This is a genomic window from Xanthomonas hyacinthi (assembly GCF_009769165.1).
GTDB lineage: Bacteria > Pseudomonadota > Gammaproteobacteria > Xanthomonadales > Xanthomonadaceae > Xanthomonas_A > Xanthomonas_A hyacinthi.
On sequence record NZ_CP043476.1, the window covers coordinates 4825133 to 4843368 of the forward strand.

Consider the following 18236-nt stretch of genomic DNA (forward strand, 5'->3'; position numbering starts at 1 on the left):
GAATGTAAACGGTACGGTTCGGTATACTATTCGCACAATCCGGCGCCGTCAATCATTTCTGCCCTCCCGGTATACTTAAGTTCCTTTCCCCATGGCAAAGCGATGCGCGTCAGGACCGAAGCCAAGCGCGAAGCGATCGTCGAAGCGGCTGCCGGGGTGTTCCTGGAAGCCGGCTTCGAGGGCGCCTCGATGACCCAGATCGCCACCCGCGCCGGCAGCTCCAAGCGCACCCTGTACGGCTATTTCCCCTCCAAGGAAGCGCTGTTCGTGGCGGTGGCGCACAGCGTCGCGGTCCAGTTCATGGATCCGATCCTGGCCACGCTGACCCAGTCCAGGGACGACCTGCCGACCGCGTTGCAACGCATGGGCGAAGACACCCTGACGTTCCTGTGTTCGGCGCATTCGGTGCAGGTGTGGCAGACCATCATCGGCGTCTCCGGCCGCTCGGACATCGGCCTGCTGTTCTTCGAGAGCGGCCCCGACGAGGGCATGAGCCGCCTGGGCACGTTCCTGCAGGCACAGATGGAGCAGGGCCGCTTGCGCCGCGCCGACCCGACCACCGCCGCCCGCCACCTGGCCGGGCTGCTCGAAGCCGAAACGCTGATGCCCTGCCTGTTCGGCGCGCTGAGGAACCCGTCGCCGGACTACCTGCGCGAGGCGACCCGCCGCGCGCTGCAGGTGTTCTTCGGGGGTTATGGGATTTAGCTGGGCCGTTGCAGCACGCTCGACCGGCGTATTTGCAGCCAATGAGCGCATCGTGTGGGAGTCGCACCGCACCGCGCACCGTACCGCGCAGGTCTGCGCTGGCCGGCCGCGCTGCCATCCACGTCCTGCACCGCCACCTGCGCCAGCGGGAAAGCCGGCACTGCCGCTGAGCGCTGCCTGCGAGCTGTACATGCTGTTTGTTCGATGCGCGCTGAAGCACAAAGACCAGCTTCGCGCAACGCGCCTGGCAGGCGTCCAACCGCACGGTTTCGCCTTGCCGCTCGCTTCTTCGCGATGCCGCCGCCTGCTGCGCCGCTGCCGCCGGAAACTTGTCCAGCCAGAACCAACCACCAATTTCCGCAAGGGTTCGACGCCATGACGATCTCCATCGGCTCAAATCTGACCACGCATCAACCCGAAGCGTTCATTGAACGCAGCGAGGTCGGCGGCCCTGCTTTCGCTCCGATGATGATGACGATGTTCATGCAGATGTTCGAACAGCTGCTGCGCCAGCGCCTGAGCGCAGACCAAGCCAACGCGGGCGTTCCGGCAACCTCCTGCGGCCCGGGCACCGGCACCATCGGGCCTGGCGCCGATGCCGGCAAGCCGTCGGGCGGCACTGGCGCGAACTTCCACGGCGCCGCCGCGGCGGGGGGCATTGCTGCCGATGCATCCACCCGCCATGGCATCGGCGCCAACCTGGCGCCTTCGGGCAACGGCAATGCGATCATCGTCAATGCGCCGATCATCGTTCCCGCCGGCAAGGTCTTCGACGGCAGGAACCAGCTGTATCGAGGGGGTCCCGGCCTGGGCGACGGCTCCCAGAACGAACATCAGCAGCCGATGTTCATCGTCCAGAACGGCGGCCGGCTCGAGAACGTGCGCATGACCGGCGGCGGCGACGGCGTGCATTTCCTGGGAGACGGAAGCATGCACAATTGCATCAACGAGGACGTAAGCGAAGACGCGGTGACGATCGACGACGCGCGCAATCGCGCACACGATGCCAAGATCGCCGGTTACCCCGTATCCGCGCTTCCGGCACGGGCTAAGCTGGAGATCGACAATTGCACCTTCGATAAGGCGCACGACAAGGTCATCCAGGACAACGGCGCGGCCGATGTCACGCTCAAGGGCGTCTGCGTGGATGGCGCGGGGAAGGTCTTCCGCACCAATGGCAACCACCGCGAGGTGGATTCACACGTGCAGATTTGCGACTCCAGCTTCAAGAACGTGAAGGAAGCGGTGTTCCGCACCGATGCGCCCGGCGCCACGGTTTCCTTCCAGGACGTGGCCGCGGATGCCCCGTACGAGGCGCTGGTACCCAGCGCAAACCAGGCCAGCGGCGCCGATCGGGTTGGCTACAAGGCGTATTCCGGCTGACCCGGGGCTGGATCCGGGCCGCGTTCGCGCGCCGGATTGCGCCGGCCAGCGGCTTGGCCGCGACATGCGGCAGCCGCGGCTGCGAGCGCGCGCAGCGCACAGGATGCAGCCGCGTCCGCACCGACAGGCGGCGTCGCTAGCCGGCGCACCTGGCGCACAGGCCGTGCACTTCCAGGGTCTGCGCCTGCGGCTGGAAGCCCAGCGCCTTGGCGCGCTGCTCCAGCTGCGCGACCACGTCGCGGTCCTCCAGTTCGACCGCGCTGTGGCAGCGGTCGCAGATCAGGAACGGCACCGAGTGCTGCGCACTGCTGGGATGGTGGCAGGCGACGAAGGCATTGACCGACTCGAGCTTGTGCACGAAGCCGTTGGCCATCAGGAAATCCAGCGCGCGGTACACGGTGGGCGGCGCGTCGGCGCCCACGCTCCTGCCCTCGCGCACCCATTCCAGCAGGTCGTAGGCCTTCACCGGCCGCCCCGCCTCGGCGATCAGGCGCAGCACGTTGGCGCGGATCGGGGTCAGCCGCAGCCCACGTTCGCGGCTCACCCGCTCCACCACCTTGACGAAGTCGTCGGCGTCGCGGACGTGGTGGTGCGGCTCGGTGCAGGCGGTCTTCTTGCTGGACATGGGCTTCTCCGGGGAATCAGCTTCCCGCTGGGATCTTGATGAGCGCGGCGTCGATGCGTTTCAAGGCCTGCTCGCGGCCGGCCAGGTACACCGTATGCGAGATGTCCGGGCTGACCTGGGTGCCGGTGATGGCCACGCGCAGCGGCTGCGCCACCTTGCCCATGCCGATCTCCAGCGCGGCGGCGGCGGCGTGCAGCGCGGCGGCGACGGCGTCCACGCTCCACTGCCCCAGCGCGGCCAGCAGCTCGCGCGCCTTGCCCAGCGCCAGTTCGGCGCCCGGCTTGAGGTGCTTGGCCACCGCGGCCTCGTCGTAGGCCTCCAGTGGCCGGTACCAGACCACCGCCTTCTCGGCCATTTCCTTCAAGGTCTGCACGCGCTCGCGTAGCGCCACCACCACGTCGGCCGCGGCCGGGCCGGCGGCCGGGTCGATGCCGAGCTTGGCCAGCTGGTACTCCAGCTGCGGGGCGATCGTGGCCGGATCGTCGCTCTTCAGGTAGTGCTGGTTGACCCAGCCGAGCTTGGCCATGTCCAGCCGCGCGGCCTTGGAGTTCACGTCCTTGACATCGAACAGGTCGATCAGCTCCTGGCGGCCGAACAGTTCCTGGTCGCCGTGCGACCAGCCCAGCCGCGCCAGATAGTTGATCAGCGCGTGCGGCAGGTAGCCGGCGTCCTTGTACTGCATCACGTCGGCCGCGCCGGTGCGCTTGGACAGCTTGGCGCCCTGCTCGTCCAGGATCATCGGCATGTGCGCGAACTTCGGCACCGGCGCGCCCAGCGCTTCGTAGATGTTGATCTGGCGCGGGGTGTTGTTGATGTGGTCGTCGCCGCGGATGACCTCGCTGATGCCCATGTCCCAGTCGTCCACCACCACCGCGAAGTTGTAGGTGGGGTAGCCGTCGGGGCGGAAGATCACCATGTCGTCGAGCTCGCTGTTGGCGATCTCGATGCGGCCCTTGATCAGGTCGTCGAACACCACGCTGCCGCCGACCGGGTTCTTGAAGCGGATCACCCGGTTCGGGTCGTCGCGGTAGGCCAGGTTCTGCTCGCGCGCGGCGCCGTTGTAGCGCGGCTTTTCCTGCTTGGCCATGGCCGCCTCGCGCATCGCGTCGAGCTCCTCGCGGGTCTCGTAGGCGTAGTAGGCCTTGCCGGCGGCGAGCAGCTGCTCGGCCACGTCCTGGTAGCGGGCGATGCGTTGGGTCTGGTAGACCGGGCCTTCGTCGTAGTCCAGGCCGAGCCAGTCCATCGCCTCCAGAATGGCGTCGATCGCCGCCTGGGTGCTGCGCTCGCGGTCGGTGTCCTCGATGCGCAGCACGAACGCGCCGCCGCGGTGGCGCGCCTCCAGCCAGCAGTACAGCGCGGTACGCGCGCCGCCGATGTGCAGGTAACCGGTGGGACTGGGGGCGAAACGGGTGCGGCAGGCCATGGAACGCTCGGAGCAAACGGGAATCGGGCGATTTTACCCCGCCCTGCCGTGCGTTGCCCGGAGGCGGCGCGGTGCCGGGGGCGGGCGGTTTCCAATGTGGGCGACTTCAGTCGCGACGGGCGTTACCGGGAACGCCCCGTCGCGACTGAAGTCGCACAAAAGAGCATGGATGCCCGTGATCTGCACCTAGCGCAGCAGGTCGCCATGGACGATGCACTCGCCATCGCTGCGCGCCGGCCCCGGCGCGTCGTACAGCACCAGCCAGCTCGGCACACCGCCGGCGGCAGCTTGCACAGCGCTTCGGCGCGGTCGCTGTCCTCGCCATGCGGCAGCACCAGCGATTTGACCAGCTCGCGCCGGAAGCGCACCGGTGCGCGATTGGCAGCCAGCGCCGCGCGCGTGCGGCGCCAGGCGTGCGGCCGCCCTAATCGAAGCCGGCCAGCTCCGCGCGCACGATGGCCGGGGCCAGCTGGCCGCGCCAGTCGCGGTCGTTGGCGACCTGGGCACGGGCGCGGCTGGCCTCGAACGCGGCGAAGTCCAGCTCGGCGACCGCCCAGACCTGCTCGCCCTGGGTCTGCGCGACGATGCCATCGGCCGGGAAACCGGCGTCCATCGGCGCGTAGATCGCCGCCTCGCCGGTGTTCACGTCCAGCGCCGGGCTCCATTCGGCCAGCCCGGCGGTCACCGACTGGGCGACGAAGATGCGGTTCTCCAGCGCGCGCGCCAGGCAGCCGATGCGCACGCGGCTGGCGCCGGCCTCGGTGTCGGTGCAGCTGGGCACCACCAGCAGGCGCGCGCCGGCCTCGTACTGGGCGCGCACCGGCAGCGGGAATTCGCTGTCGTAGCAGACCGCCACGCCGGCGCGCACGCCGTCGGCGGCGAATACCTTCAGCGCGTCGCCGCCGTCGATCAGGCCGCTGGCCTTCTCGAAACCGGTCAGTTGCAGCTTGTCCTGCCAGCCATGGCCGCCGTCGGGCGCGAACCAGTAGGCGCGGTTGCGATAGCGCCCTTCCCCGCTGGCCAGCAGGAAACTGCCGGCGAGCAGATGCAGGCGATGCCGCTGCGCCAGCTGCGCGAACAGCGCCAGATACGGCGGGTGCAGCGCCTGGAGCGCCGCCAGCGAGGCGGGCAGGTCTTCGGCCACGGCCGGAGCGAAGCTCGCGGCCAGTTCCAGCGACAGGTATTCGGGCAGCACCGCCAGCTGCGCGCCGGCCTGCGCGGCCTGGCCGATCAAGGCCGCCTGCTTGTCGGCGAAGGCGGCGAAATCGGCCGGCGCGCCGATCGGGTACTTGGCCACGGCGATCTTCATGCGGCAGGCTCCAGCGGACGGGTCCAGAAACTCAGGGTATGCAGGATCTCGCCGAGGTCGATCTCGTCCCACGCCAGTTGCATGCGCAACGACGGCTGGCGGACGTAGCCGCGCTTGTGCCAGAACGCGTCGTTGCCGCGGTAGCCGGGCGGGCGCCGCGGATCGTCGGGGGCGCGGTCCACCGCGCAGAACGCGGTCAGGGCGAAGCGGCCGAGCGCGCGCGCATGCGCCTGGCGATGATCGAAGAAGGCGTGGCCGACGCCGCGGCCGCGATAGGCCGGCAACAGCACCGATTCGCCGAAATAGAACACGTCCGCTACCGCGATGGCGCTGCCGGCGAAGGCCGCGCCGAACGCCTCGGCATCGTCGCCGAGCGGCAGCCCGGTGGAGGCGCCGACCACGCGCTCGCCGTCGCGCGCCAGCACGAACACGCTGTCGGGCGAGGCGGCGTAGGCGGACAGGTAGTCGCGCTCGTAGTCCAGGTCGCCGGCGTATAGATACGGCCAGTCGCGGAACACGGCGATGCGCAGCCGCGCGACATCGTCCAGGAACGGGGCGATCTGCGCGCCGCGCAGGCGCTGGATGGGAAGCGGAGCGTCCATCCGTGAACTCTACCGCAGGCGTTTCCGTGCCGCTGCCGGCTTGGCGATGCCCTGCTCGGTGTGCGCCTGTCGCCGTCCCTGGCGGTGGGCGTCCCGGCCCGATCCTATTGTTCCAGGGTGCCGCGCCCGCGTGTGCGGGGTTTGAGGCGAATTTGAAGCGAAGGCGAAGTCGGCACTTCGCCGGCGGCGTAGTCGGATCTGGGATAGGCGCCCACTCGCCGCTTCCGATTCGATGTCGCGTTTTCACGCTCGCGCTATCGCCGCCGCCGCCGGCCAATGGATGCTGTGATCGGGATGCGACCTCATTCAGGCTGCATTCCACCAGCGATTTCACGCGGTTTTGCCGGCTCATCGCCAGCGCCCAGCGCGCGTCGATGCGGCGGTACGTGCCTGCAGACCGCGCGACTCCACTCCCCGGTCCACTACCAGGAAAACCCCATGTCCCTGCATCGCCCAATCGCTTCCGGCATTTTCGGTCTGCTTACCCTGTCCGCGTTTACGCTCGCTCACGCCCAGTCGTCGCATGGCATGGGCCTGAAGCCTTCTGCCACGGTGCAGGAGGTGCAGCCGCTGTTCGCCACCGATCAGGAACGTGCCGAGCCACTCCCCCAACGCTTCTCCCTGACCCGGTGGGCGATTGAAGCAGGCGACCAGAAACAGGTTTCCTCCTGCGCATCGTGGGCGACCGCGCATACGCTGTCCGGCTGGTATGCGAAGTTTCTGGGAAGCAATGTCACCAAGTTCGCGCCGATGTACCTGTACACGCAGGTCAACGGCGGAGGCGACAACGGTTCCACCATGGAAGCACCGTTGGACGTGGCGCTGGCCCAGGGCATCGCTACAGAAAAAAGTTACGTCCAGGGCAACTACGATTTCATGACCCCGCCGACCAAAGCGGAACGCGAGAGCGCCGCCAAGCACAGGCAGCCTTACGAGTATCGGGTGATCTACTCCAACTGGAACGGCAAGGGCGGCGGCCGGGCGCTGATCGAACAGATCAAGGCTGCGATCGCCAATTACACGCCGGTTGCCATCGGCTTCTACCCGCGCCAGGGCTTCCGTGACCTCAGCCCCAAAAACGCGGTGGATTACGACGACAAGAGCCCGATCATCGGAGGTCACGAAGTCATCGCCCTCGGTTACGACGAAGAGGGCCTGCTGATCGAGAACAGCTGGGGCCCTGAGTGGGGCAAAAATGGCATGGCCAAGCTCTCCTGGCGGGTGGTGAACAAGGATGTGAAACAGGCGGTGATCGCTTACTAGCCTGCGCGCTGCGGCGATCCAGCCTCGCCGCAGCGTTCTCGGACAGTCGCCGCGCGCTGCCGGCGCGCAGGACGATGGCGCCGCCGGCGGGCGAGAACGCGACCGCGTTGTCGAGCAGGTTGTGCCGCGCCCGATAGCCCTCGCTGCGTCGCTGCGCAACGCGGACAGCACCGTATCGGCGATGGCGGTTTCGTCCTCCACGACGAGGACGCAAGGGGCGGCGGGCGCGGACGTGGCGCGCAGCATAGCCGCAACCCGCGCCCGCCCGTACACTGCCGCGATGAACTATCGCCACGCCTACCACGCCGGCAACCATGCCGACGTCCTCAAGCACACCGTGCTGCTTGCGCTGATCGACGCGCTCAAGCGCAAGGACAGCCCGTTCTTCGTGCTCGACACCCACGCCGGACGCGGCCGCTACCTGTTCGCCGCCAGCGAGAGCCGCAAGACCGGCGAGGCCGCGGCCGGGGTATTGAAGCTGATGGGCCAGCCCACGTTGCCGGAAGTGCTGGAGCGCTACTTGCGCGCGGTGCAGGCCGACAACCCGGTCGGTGCGAAGGATGCCAGTCCCGCGCAAAAGCCCGCACGTCCATGTGCGGGGATTCAATTGAAGCACTACCCGGGCTCGCCGCTGCTGGTCGCGCAGGCGCTGCGCGAGCAGGACCGGCTCGCCGCCTGCGAGCTGCAGCCCGAGGAGGCGGCCGAGCTGAAGGCGCTGTTCGCCAACGACCGCCGCGTGCAGGTGCATGCCGGCGACGGCTATGCGGCGATCAAGGCATTCGTGCCGCCGAAGACCGGCGCGGCCAGGATCGGCCGCGGCCTGGTCCTGATCGATCCGCCCTACGAAGCGCAGGACGCCGAATACCCGCTGATCGCCGCGGCCCTGCGCGAGACCCTGACCCGCTGGCCGCAGGCGATGTGCGCGGTGTGGTATCCGATCAAGCAGCGCCGCAGCCTGCAGCCGTTCTTGCGCAAGGCCGCGGCGATGCCGGCCACGTCGGTGCTGCTGGCCGAGCTGCAGGTGCGCCCCGACGATTCGCCGCTGCGGCTCAACGGCAGCGGCATGCTGCTGCTCAATCCGCCATGGCGGTTCGAGCAGGCGCTGGCGAGCGCGCTGCCGGCGCTGAAGCAGTATCTGGGCGAGGCCGGCGCCTCCAGCCGCCTGGAGTGGCTGAAACGCGAGGACTGAGCGCCAGCGTCGGCACCGAGCGTCCCGCTGTCGCCAGCGAAACGCAGCGCGCGCGGATGCGCCGGATCGAACGGCCCCGTCTCGGCGCGCGACGGCTGCCGTTGCTTCAGCCACCACGCCCCGTCACCACCGGCGCTGCCAGCAACGCGACCAACAGCACGGTGCGCAAGGTGGAGAAGGCGACCGCGCAAGACGTCTTCATTGCCGGCAGCGCCTGTGGATCGGGCGCCACCGTAGCAATGGCGTTGCGCGAGCGAAGCACGCCGCACGGCGACGCCGGCGGCGAGGGCCGCGGTTGTTCCGGGACAACGGCAACCCTCCACGCGCAGCGCAGCGCAGCGTTCACGGCCGCGGCCCCGGGTAATGCGAGAATCCAGGCTTCGTCGAGGAGCATCCGGCCATGGCTACCCGCAACCGCATGCCTCCGTGGCATGAAAACTTCACCCTCCCCAGCGGCCGCGAGCTGCTGATCCGGCCGATCCGGCCGGAAGACAGCGCGCCGCTGCAAGGCGCCTTCAGCCTGCTCGGGCCGACCGAGATCCGCGAGCGTTTCCTGCATTCGGTGCAGGAACTGACCGAGGACATGGCGCAGCGGCTGACCCATCCCAATCCGAAGACGGAATTGACCCTGGTCGCGGCCGAACCGCTGCCGCCGGGCGAAGCGGTGGTCGGTGCGGTGGCGCGCGCGGCGATCACCCCCGGCACCCGCGAGGCCGAGTACGCGATCCTGGTCAGCAGCTTCGTCGCCGGCCAGGGCCTGGGCCGGCAGCTGATGCGCAAGCTCGTCAAGTGGGCGCGGCGCAAGTACCTGGACCGGCTCTACGGCGACGTGCTGGAAAGCAACCTGCCGATGCTGCAGCTGGCCGAATCGCTGGGCTTCCGGCCGATGCCGCACCCGGACACCCCGGGGCTGGTCCGCGTGGTGCTGGAACTGGGCAACTGAGTCCACACGCCTCTTCACCAGGCGCCACCCCTCGCGCCCGCCGCACTGCGCTTCTCCCGAGTCCCGAGTCCCAGGTCCCGAGCTTGCTAGACTAGTCGGTCCATGGCGCCTCTTTCCTTCCCCGTTCCGCCGCTGCCCAAATCCGGCCAGCTCCGCGCCTTCTGGCGCGCCCCTGCGTCCTCGACCGCACTGGCCTGGCATATCGCCTGCGCCGCCGCGGCGCATCGCGGGCCGCTGCTGGTGGTCGCACGCGACAACCAGAGCGCGCACCAGATCGAGGCCGACCTGCACACGCTGCTGGCCGGCGACGCGCGCCTGCCGGTGGTGCCGTTCCCGGATTGGGAAACCCTGCCCTACGACCAGTTCAGTCCGCACCCGGACATCGTCAGCCAGCGCCTGTCGGCGCTGCACCGGCTGCCGACGCTGCAGCAAGGCATCGTGGTGGTGCCGGTGCAGACGCTGCTGCAGCGCGTGGCGCCGCTGCGCTACATCGTCGGCGGCAGTTTCGACCTGCACGTGGGCCAGCGCCTGGACCTGGAGGCGGAAAAGCGCCGCCTGGAAAGCGCTGGCTACCGCAACGTGCCGCAGGTGATGGACCCGGGCGATTTCGCGGTGCGCGGCGGCCTGCTCGACGTGTACCCGATGGGCGCGGACACGCCGTTGCGGATCGAGCTGCTGGACGAGGACATCGACTCGATCCGCGCCTTCGATCCGGAATCGCAGCGCTCGCTGGACCACGTGCAGGCGGTGAAGATGCTGCCCGGCCGCGAAGTGCCGATGGACGATGCCAGCGTGGAGCGGGTACTGGCCACGCTGCGCGAGCGTTTCGACGTGGACACGCGGCGCAGCGCGCTGTACCAGGACCTGAAGGCGCGGCTGGCGCCGGCGGGCATCGAGTACTACCTGCCGCTGTTCTTCCAGGAAGCGCGCGGCGCCGGCACGCCGGCACGCGATGCCACCGCCACCTTGTTCGACTATCTGGGCGAGGCGGTGCTGCCGCTGCTCGCGCCGGGCGTGGGCGCGGCTGCCGATGCGTTCTGGGCGCAGACCCAGAACCGCTACGAGCAGCGCCGCCACGACGTGGAACGCCCGCTGCTGGCGCCCGAGGAGCTGTACCAGGCGCCGGACACGCTGCGCGAGAAGCTCAACGGGCTGCCGCGCATCGAGGTGTGGGCCGCCGACCACGCGCGCATCGGCGAAGCGCAAGCGCTGGGCGACCAGCCGCTGCCGCCGTTGCCGGTGGCGGCCAAGGACGCGGCGCCGGCGGAGGCGCTGAAGCGCTTCCTCGGCAGCTACCCGGGCCGCGTGCTGATCGCCGCCGACTCGCCGGGCCGCCGCGAAGCGCTGCTGGAAGTGCTGGCCGCAGCCGGGCTGAAGCCCGAGGTGATCCCGAATTTCGCAGCCTTCCTCCCTTCTCCCTCCGGGAGAAGGTGGCGCGAAGCGCCGGATGAGGGTACGGCGCTCGCGCCATCTTCATCGAAGAAGACTGCTGCTTCGTCCGCATCCGCCACAGCTGCGCAGAAAAAGCAGGTCGCGAGCGGTCGTACCCTCACCCCAACCCCTCTCTCCCACGGGGACTCCCTTCGGTCGCCGGGGGGAGAGGGGCTCGACTCCGATGTAGCGCCTGCACGCTTCGCCATCGCGGTAGCGCCGCTTGACGACGGCTTCGCGCTCGACGATCCACAGATCGCGGTGCTCACCGAGCGCCAGCTGTTCCCCGAGCGCGCCGGCCAGCCGCGGCGCACGCGCCGCGCCGGGCGCGAGCCGGAGGCGATCATCCGCGACCTCGGCGAGCTGACCGAAGGCGCGCCGATCGTGCACGAGGACCACGGCGTCGGCCGCTACCGCGGACTGATCGTGCTCGATGCCGGCGGCATGCCCGGCGAGTTCCTGGAGATCGAATACGCCAAGGGCGACCGCCTGTACGTGCCGGTCGCGCAACTGCACCTGATCAGCCGCTACTCCGGCGCCTCGGCCGAGACCGCGCCGCTGCATTCGCTGGGCGGCGAGCAGTGGAGCAAGGCCAAGCGCCGCGCCGCCGAGAAAGTGCGTGACGTGGCCGCCGAGCTGCTCGAGATCCAGGCGCGGCGCCGCGCCCGCGCCGGCCTGGCGCTGCAGGTGGACCGGGCCATGTACGAACCGTTCGCGGCCGGCTTCCCGTTCGAGGAAACCCCCGACCAGCTCGCCGCCATCGACGCCACCCTGCGCGACCTGGGCAGCAGCCAGCCGATGGACCGCGTGGTCTGCGGCGATGTGGGCTTCGGCAAGACCGAGGTCGCGGTGCGCGCCGCGTTCGCCGCGGCCAGCGCCGGCAAGCAGGTGGCGGTGCTGGTGCCGACCACGCTGCTGGCCGAACAGCACTACCGCAACTTCCGCGACCGCTTCGCCGACTGGCCGCTACGGGTGGAGGTGCTGTCGCGCTTCAAGAGCGCCAAGGAGATCAAGGCCGAGCTGGAGAAGGTCGCCGACGGCACCATCGACGTGATCATCGGCACCCACCGCCTGCTGCAGGCGGACGTGAAGTTCAAGGACCTGGGCCTGGTCGTGGTCGACGAGGAACAGCGCTTCGGCGTGCGCCAGAAGGAAGCGCTGAAGGCACTGCGCGCCAACGTGCACCTGCTCACGCTCACCGCCACGCCGATCCCGCGCACGCTGAACATGGCCATGGCCGGGCTGCGCGACCTGTCGATCATCGCCACCGCGCCGCCGAACCGGCTGGCGGTACAGACCTTCGTCACCGCCTGGGACAACGCGCTGCTGCGCGAGGCGTTCCAGCGCGAGCTGGCGCGCGGCGGCCAGCTGTACTTCCTGCACAACGACGTGGAAAGCATCGGCCGCATGCAGCGCGAGCTGAGCGAGCTGGTGCCCGAAGCGCGCATCGGCATCGCCCACGGGCAGATGCCCGAGCGCGAGCTGGAACGGGTGATGCTGGATTTCCAGAAGCAGCGCTTCAACGTGCTGCTGTCGACCACGATCATCGAATCGGGCATCGACATCCCCAACGCCAACACCATCGTCATCAACCGCGCCGACCGCTTCGGCCTGGCCCAGCTGCACCAGCTGCGCGGCCGCGTCGGCCGCTCGCACCACCGCGCCTACGCCTACCTGCTGGTACCGGACCGGCGCAGCATCACCGGCGATGCGCAGAAGCGGCTGGACGCGATCGCCTCGATGGACGAGCTCGGCGCCGGCTTCACCCTGGCCACCCACGATCTGGAGATCCGCGGCGCCGGCGAACTGCTCGGCGAGGACCAGAGCGGGCAGATGGCCGAGGTCGGCTTCAGCCTGTACACCGAGCTGCTGGAACGCGCGGTGCGCAGCATCCGCCAGGGCAAGCTGCCGGACCTGGACGCCGGCGAGGGCGCGCGCGGCGCCGAAGTGGAGCTGCACGTGCCGGCGCTGATCCCGGACGACTACCTGCCCGACGTGCACACCCGCCTGACCCTGTACAAGCGCATCTCCAGCGCCCGCGACAGCGAGCAGCTGCGCGAGCTGCAGGTGGAGATGATCGACCGCTTCGGCCTGCTGCCGGATGCGGTCAAGCACCTGTTCGCGATCGCCGAACTCAAGCTGCAGGCCATCACACTCGGCATCCGCAAGCTGGAACTGGGCGAGAACGGCGGGCGCATCGTGTTCGAGGCCAAGCCCGACGTCGATCCGATGACCATCATCCAGATGATCCAGAAGCAGCCCAGGCTGTATGCGATGGACGGGCCGGACAAGCTGAAGGTGAAGCTGCCGCTGCCGCAAGCGGCGGACCGCTTCAACGCCGCCCGCGGCCTGCTGGCGGCGCTGTCGCCGCGCTGACACCCAGGCCCCGAGCGACGCGCAGGACGCCTGCGCGCAGCGGCACGCCATCCCGTTGGTCACGCACTGCGGCTTGCGCGCCAGCGCGGGCTTGCCGAAAACGGCCGGTGTCCCCGGCCGTTTTCTGTTGCGGCGGCGGCGCCCGCACGGCGTTGGCACGGCGCATGCCTCTGGTTCCTGGCCAAGAGCGGCGCCGTTCGCAATTGGGATGGGTTGCCGCGCACTGGCCTGAACCGCTCATCCTGCTCAAGGATTTGCGAGACAAATGCGCCGTTCGGCCTAAATATTCCGAAAAGGCGCCGATATCTGCTTACAGCCAGTCCCAACCGGCTGGTCGGCACCCGCGCCGCGGCCCGGGATTTCGACGTACCCACCGCCCGAATCGGAGACACGCCATGCGCTCGAAATTCCCGGACTCCCCGCCCCTGCCGCTGCAACTGAGCCTGGACGGCGACATGACCATCCGCCGCGCCGGCGAACTCAAGCCGCTGCTGCTGCCGGCGCTGGAGCACCCCGGCGGCCTGCAGCTGCAGCTGCAGGCGGTCACCGAAATCGATGCCACCGGGGTGCAGCTGCTGCTCGCCACCCAGGCCGCGCTGCGTGCGCTGGGGCGGCCATTCCAGCTCGACGGCTGCAGCGCGCCGGTCAACGACGCGCTCGACCTGCTCGGCCTGCGCGACACGCTCGCGCCCGGCGCCAGCGACACCGTCCACTGAGCGGCGCCAGCTCATGAATCTCGCGCAACTGCTGCAGACCTTCATCGCCGAGAGCCACGACCTGCTCGAGGACATGGAACGCAACCTGCTGGAAGCCGAACGCGGCGAAGCCGGCCCGGACGCGGTCAACGCCATCTTCCGCGCCGCGCACACCATCAAGGGCTCCGGTGGGCTGTTCGACCTGGCGCAACTGGTGGGCTTCACCCACGTGGTGGAGAGCGTGCTCGACCTGGTGCGCGAGCACGCGGTGGCGCTGGACTCGGAGCTGATCCAGTTGATGCTGGCCTGCTGCGACCACATCCGCGCACTGGTGGAAGCGGCGGCCGGTGCCGAGGCCGACGAAGCGGTGCTCGCCGCCGACGGCGCGCCGCTGCTGGCGCGCCTGCACACCTACCTGCACCCGACCGCCGCGCCGGCCGCCGCCGCTGCCGCTGCCGCCGTCGTCGCCGACCCGGCGCAGACCGGCTACTGGCGGATCTCGCTGCAGCTGTGCAGCGATGCGCTGCGCTTCGGCAACTCGCCGCTGCACCTGATCCGCTGCCTGCGCAGCCTGGGCACGCTGGAGGCGGTGCGCACCGACCACGAACGCGTGCCGGCGCTGCCGGAACTGGACCCGGAAGCCTGCTACCTGGGCTTCGACATCCTGCTGCGCTCGAACGCGCAGCAGGCTGCGATCGAGGACATCTTCGAATTCGTGCGCGACGACTGCGACCTGCAGGTGGTCGCGGTGGACCCGCACGGCGATGCCGCCAATCTGGAACTGCCGCTGCTGGTGGCCGAGGCCGGCAGCCATGCGCACGCCGACGACTTCGCCGGCTTCGACAGCCCGGCGCCGGCCGCCGCGCCGGCACCCGCTGCGCCGGCCAAGGCCACGACCGCTCCTGCCGCTGCCGCGGCGGCGGCCGCCGCACGCGCGCAGGACGGCGGCTCGATCCGCGTCGATGCCGACAAGCTCGACCGCATGATCGACCTGGTCGGCGAGCTGATCATCGCCGTCGCCAGCACCGGCGCCAATGCCCAGCGCACCGGCGATGCGCAACTGCTCGAATCCACCTCGATCCTGGCCGGACTGGTCGAGGACGTGCGCGAAAGCGCGCTGCAGCTGCGCATGGTCAAGATCGGCGGCACCTTCAGCCGCTTCCACCGCGTGGTCCACGACGTGGCGCGCGAACTGGGCAAGGACATCGTGCTGGTGGTCAACGGCGAGGACACCGAGCTGGACAAGTCGGTGGTGGAGAAGATCGCCGATCCGCTGACCCACCTGGTGCGCAACGCGATGGACCACGGCATCGAACCGGCCGAGCTGCGCCAGGCGCGCGGCAAGCCGGTGCGCGGCACGGTGCGGCTGAATGCGTTCCACGATTCGGGCAGCGTGGTCATCCAGATCAGCGACGACGGTGGCGGCCTGAACCGCGAGCGGATCCTGGCCAAGGCGCTGGAACGCGGGCTGATCGAGCCCGGCCGCAGCCTGTCCGATCGCGAGGTGTTCGCGCTGATCTTCGAGCCGGGCTTCTCCACCGCCGAGACGGTCACCAACCTGTCCGGGCGCGGCGTCGGCATGGACGTGGTCAAGCGCAACATCACCGCGCTGCGCGGCAGCGTGGACATCGGCAGCCAGCAGGACGTCGGCACCACCATCTCGGTGCGGCTGCCGCTGACCCTGGCGATCATCAACGGCTTCCAGGTCGGGGTCGGCAAGTCGGTGTTCGTGGTGCCGCTGGACGTGGTCGAGGAATGCGTGGAATTCGCCCCGAACTACCAGAGCGACTACATCGACCTGCGCGGCGGGGTGCTGCCGTACGTGCGCCTGCGCGCGCTGTTCGGCATCGCCGGCGCGCCGCCGGCGCGCGAGAGCATCGTGGTGATCCGCCAGGGCGCGCAGCGCTTCGGCCTGGTCGTGGACACGCTGCTGGGCGAATGGCAGACCGTGATCAAGCCGTTGGCCAAGGTGTTCGCCGGGGTCAAGGGCATCAGCGGCTCGAGCATCCTCGGCAGCGGCGGCGTCGCCCTGATCCTGGACGTGCCCTCGCTGTTGTCGCAAGTCGAACCCACGACCGATTCGCTGGCGGCCTGACCCCGCTCGGCGACCGCATCGCTCCCAGACGCCAACCAGGAACCAACCGCCGCCATGTCCCAGCGCACATCGTCGACCACGCCGGCAGCGGCGGCACGGATCGTCCGGGCCATGTTCGACACGGTCTGAGCCAACGCCACTCCACCCGGCACCGGTCGCCAGACGCCGGGTGCCCGCCACTCAACCACGCACAGGTACGCCGGCATGTCCAACTCTCTCTCGCTCTCTTCCAAGCTATGGATCGGCTCCGCCGTCGCCGTGCTGCTGCCACTGGCGGCCAGCGCAACCGGCTTCGCGCTGGCGCTGCCGTCGGGCCAGGTGCTGGCGCTGGCGATCGCCGCGGCGGCGGTCGGTACCGCGGTGCTCGGCTACGCGGCCTTCGCCACCGCCCGCTCGCTGCGGATCGCCACCACCACCCTGACCCGCTTCGCCCACGGCAATTTCGAGGTGGTGCTGCCCACGCTACGCAACGACCAGGCCTGCGAGGTCCTGCTGGCGCTGCGCCAGGTGCAGACCGGCGTGCGCCAGGTCGGCGACGAGATCCAGCGCATGTCGCGCGAGCACGATGCCGGCGATATCGATGCGGTCATCGACGGCCAGCGCCTCGAAGGCGATTTCCGCAGCATGGCCGAGGGCATCAACCGCATGGTCAGCGGCCATATCGCGGTCAAGAAGAAGGCCATGGCCTGCATCGCCGAGTTCGGCCGCGGCAACTTCCAGGCGCCGCTGGACAGCTTCCCCGGCAAGAAGGCGTTCATCAACGACACCATCGAACAGGTGCGTCGCAACCTGCTCGGGCTGATCGCGCAGATGAACCACATGTCCGCCGAACACGACGCCGGCGACATCGACGTGACCATCGACAGCCAGCGCTTCGAAGGCGATTTCCGCAGCATGGCCGAGGGCATCAACCGCATGGTCAGCGGCCATATCGCGGTCAAGAAGAAGGCCATGGCCTGCATCGCCGAATTCGGCCGCGGCAACTTCGATGCGCCGCTGGACAGCTTCCCGGGCAAGAAGGCGTTCATCAACGACACCATCGAGCAGGTGCGCGCCAATCTGCGCGCGCTGATCCGCGACACCAACCTGCTGGCCACCGCCGCCGGCGCCGGGCGCCTGGACGTGCGCGCCGACGCCGGCCTGCACCACGGCGATTTCCGCCGCATCGTCGACGGCATCAACCAGACCCTGGACGCGGTGATCGGTCCGCTCGACGAAGCGCGCCAGGTGCTCAAGGCGATCGAGGACGGCGACCTGACCCGCACCGCCGGCGTCGCCTGCCAGGGCCAGCTGAAGGAACTGTGCGACAGCATCAACGCCACCGTCGCGCGCCTGGCGCAGGTGGTGGGCGAGGTCAACGTCAATGCCGAGGCGCTGGCCAGCGCCTCGGAAGAAGTCAGCGCCACCGCGCAGTCGCTGAGCCAGGCGGCCAGCGAACAAGCCGCGGGCGTGGAGGAAACCAGCGCCTCGCTGGAGCAGATGACCGCCTCCATCGCGCAGAACACCGAGAACGCCAAGATCACCGACGGCATGGCCGGCAAGGCCGCGCGCGAAGCGATCGAGGGCGGCGCAGCGGTGCGCTCCACGGTCGCGGCGATGAAGCAGATCGCGCACAAGATCGGCATCATCGACGACATCGCCTACCAGACCAATCTGCTCGCGCTGAACGCGGCGATCGAGGCCGCGCGCGCCGGCGAACACGGCAAGGGCTTCGCGGTGGTCGCCGCGGAAGTGCGCAAGCTGGCCGAGCGCAGCCAGATCGCCGCGCAGGAGATCGGCGACGTCGCCAGCTCCAGCGTGGAACTGGCCGAGAACGCCGGCAAGCTGCTCGACCAGATGGTGCCCTCGATCAAACGCACCTCCGACCTGGTGCAGGAGATCACCGCCGCCTCCGAGGAACAGACCTCCGGCGTCGGCCAGATCAATGCCGCGGTCGGCCAGCTCAACCAGACCACCCAGCAGGCCGCGTCCAACTCCGAGGAACTGGCCGCCACCGCCGAGGAAATGAGCGGCCAGGCCGAGCAGCTGCAGCAGCTGATGAGCTTCTTCCGCACCAACCAGGCGGCGACGGCGCGGCGCCCGGTCGCGGTGCCGCGCGCCGGCAGGAAGGCGGCGCCCGCGCGGGCACGCAGCTACGGCGAGGCCGGACTGGCGCTGGTGGCGGCGCCGGACGAACTCCACTTCGACAGCTTCTGAG

Annotated in this window: 13 protein-coding genes and 1 pseudogene; 9 read left to right on the top strand and 5 right to left on the bottom strand. The window is 69.5% G+C overall.

Translation table 11 applies throughout. From position 1 onward, the window contains the following. Window positions 1-102 precede the first annotated feature (102 nt). Together FZ025_RS21145 and FZ025_RS21150 are read left to right on the top strand one after the other, a co-directional pair. On the top strand, window positions 103-705 hold the full coding sequence (locus tag FZ025_RS21145; protein ID WP_046981614.1) for a TetR/AcrR family transcriptional regulator C-terminal domain-containing protein: 603 nt from the start codon (window positions 103-105) through the stop codon (window positions 703-705). 375 nt (window positions 706-1080) lie between these two features. Next, window positions 1081-2088: a pectate lyase gene (locus FZ025_RS21150; RefSeq protein WP_046981615.1), complete on the top strand. Its 1008-nt coding sequence runs from the start codon at window positions 1081-1083 to the stop codon at window positions 2086-2088. 136 nt (window positions 2089-2224) lie between these two features. Here FZ025_RS21150 and FZ025_RS21155 read toward each other — a convergent pair whose 3' ends face one another. The 5 genes and pseudogenes from FZ025_RS21155 to FZ025_RS21175 form a co-directional block, all read right to left on the bottom strand. Further along, complete coding sequence (locus tag FZ025_RS21155; protein WP_046981616.1) at window positions 2225-2713, bottom strand: transcriptional repressor; 489 nt, start codon at window positions 2711-2713, stop codon at window positions 2225-2227. A 16-nt stretch (window positions 2714-2729) separates the two neighbouring features. After that, complete coding sequence (gene gltX / locus FZ025_RS21160) at window positions 2730-4136, bottom strand: glutamate--tRNA ligase (protein ID WP_046981617.1); 1407 nt, start codon at window positions 4134-4136, stop codon at window positions 2730-2732. Window positions 4137-4322: 186 nt separating this feature from the next. Then, a pseudogene (locus FZ025_RS21165) lies at window positions 4323-4576 on the bottom strand (DUF3616 domain-containing protein); the annotation flags it as partial. After that, window positions 4561-5445 carry a carbon-nitrogen hydrolase family protein gene (locus FZ025_RS21170; protein WP_046981618.1) on the bottom strand — a complete coding sequence of 295 codons (885 nt, stop codon included), beginning with the start codon at window positions 5443-5445 and terminating at the stop codon, window positions 4561-4563. The gene FZ025_RS21170 and the pseudogene FZ025_RS21165, both read right to left, overlap by 16 nt. Next, window positions 5442-6047, bottom strand: a complete 606-nt coding sequence (locus FZ025_RS21175; protein ID WP_046981619.1) for a GNAT family N-acetyltransferase — start codon at window positions 6045-6047, stop codon at window positions 5442-5444. The genes FZ025_RS21170 and FZ025_RS21175 overlap by 4 nt, the downstream gene beginning before the upstream one ends. A gap of 438 nt (window positions 6048-6485) precedes the next feature. Here FZ025_RS21175 and FZ025_RS21180 point away from each other — a divergent pair, with 438 nt between their 5' ends. From FZ025_RS21180 to FZ025_RS21210, 7 genes are all read left to right on the top strand, one after another. Next, window positions 6486-7310: a C1 family peptidase gene (locus FZ025_RS21180; protein ID WP_046981620.1), complete on the top strand. Its 825-nt coding sequence runs from the start codon at window positions 6486-6488 to the stop codon at window positions 7308-7310. Between the two features lie 280 nt (window positions 7311-7590). Beyond that, window positions 7591-8499 (top strand): 23S rRNA (adenine(2030)-N(6))-methyltransferase RlmJ, encoded by a 909-nt coding sequence (locus FZ025_RS21185; protein WP_046981621.1) that lies wholly within the window; start codon window positions 7591-7593, stop codon window positions 8497-8499. A 400-nt stretch (window positions 8500-8899) separates the two neighbouring features. Continuing rightward, window positions 8900-9442: a GNAT family N-acetyltransferase gene (locus tag FZ025_RS21190; protein ID WP_046981623.1), complete on the top strand. Its 543-nt coding sequence runs from the start codon at window positions 8900-8902 to the stop codon at window positions 9440-9442. A gap of 102 nt (window positions 9443-9544) precedes the next feature. Next, complete coding sequence (mfd, locus tag FZ025_RS21195; protein ID WP_104558292.1) at window positions 9545-13249, top strand: transcription-repair coupling factor; 3705 nt, start codon at window positions 9545-9547, stop codon at window positions 13247-13249. A 395-nt stretch (window positions 13250-13644) separates the two neighbouring features. Further along, window positions 13645-13965 carry an STAS domain-containing protein gene (locus FZ025_RS21200; RefSeq protein WP_104558293.1) on the top strand — a complete coding sequence of 107 codons (321 nt, stop codon included), beginning with the start codon at window positions 13645-13647 and terminating at the stop codon, window positions 13963-13965. A 13-nt stretch (window positions 13966-13978) separates the two neighbouring features. Continuing rightward, the gene (locus FZ025_RS21205) at window positions 13979-16039 is read left to right on the top strand and encodes a chemotaxis protein CheA (protein WP_104558294.1); all 2061 of its coding nucleotides are present in this window, start codon (window positions 13979-13981) and stop codon (window positions 16037-16039) included. 204 nt (window positions 16040-16243) lie between these two features. Beyond that, window positions 16244-18235 carry a methyl-accepting chemotaxis protein gene (locus tag FZ025_RS21210; protein ID WP_046981067.1) on the top strand — a complete coding sequence of 664 codons (1992 nt, stop codon included), beginning with the start codon at window positions 16244-16246 and terminating at the stop codon, window positions 18233-18235. Window position 18236 lies beyond the last annotated feature (1 nt).

Coding starts and splice junctions, on each gene's coding strand:
- FZ025_RS21145 (WP_046981614.1), top strand. CDS start 103: ATGCGCGTCAGGACCGAAGCCAAGCGCGAAGCGATCGTCGAAGCGGCT.
- FZ025_RS21150 (WP_046981615.1), top strand. CDS start 1,081: ATGACGATCTCCATCGGCTCAAATCTGACCACGCATCAACCCGAAGCG.
- FZ025_RS21155 (WP_046981616.1), bottom strand. CDS start 2,713: ATGTCCAGCAAGAAGACCGCCTGCACCGAGCCGCACCACCACGTCCGC.
- gltX (WP_046981617.1), bottom strand. CDS start 4,136: ATGGCCTGCCGCACCCGTTTCGCCCCCAGTCCCACCGGTTACCTGCAC.
- FZ025_RS21170 (WP_046981618.1), bottom strand. CDS start 5,445: ATGAAGATCGCCGTGGCCAAGTACCCGATCGGCGCGCCGGCCGATTTC.
- FZ025_RS21175 (WP_046981619.1), bottom strand. CDS start 6,047: ATGGACGCTCCGCTTCCCATCCAGCGCCTGCGCGGCGCGCAGATCGCC.
- FZ025_RS21180 (WP_046981620.1), top strand. CDS start 6,486: ATGTCCCTGCATCGCCCAATCGCTTCCGGCATTTTCGGTCTGCTTACC.
- FZ025_RS21185 (WP_046981621.1), top strand. CDS start 7,591: ATGAACTATCGCCACGCCTACCACGCCGGCAACCATGCCGACGTCCTC.
- FZ025_RS21190 (WP_046981623.1), top strand. CDS start 8,900: ATGGCTACCCGCAACCGCATGCCTCCGTGGCATGAAAACTTCACCCTC.
- mfd (WP_104558292.1), top strand. CDS start 9,545: ATGGCGCCTCTTTCCTTCCCCGTTCCGCCGCTGCCCAAATCCGGCCAG.
- FZ025_RS21200 (WP_104558293.1), top strand. CDS start 13,645: ATGCGCTCGAAATTCCCGGACTCCCCGCCCCTGCCGCTGCAACTGAGC.
- FZ025_RS21205 (WP_104558294.1), top strand. CDS start 13,979: ATGAATCTCGCGCAACTGCTGCAGACCTTCATCGCCGAGAGCCACGAC.
- FZ025_RS21210 (WP_046981067.1), top strand. CDS start 16,244: ATGTCCAACTCTCTCTCGCTCTCTTCCAAGCTATGGATCGGCTCCGCC.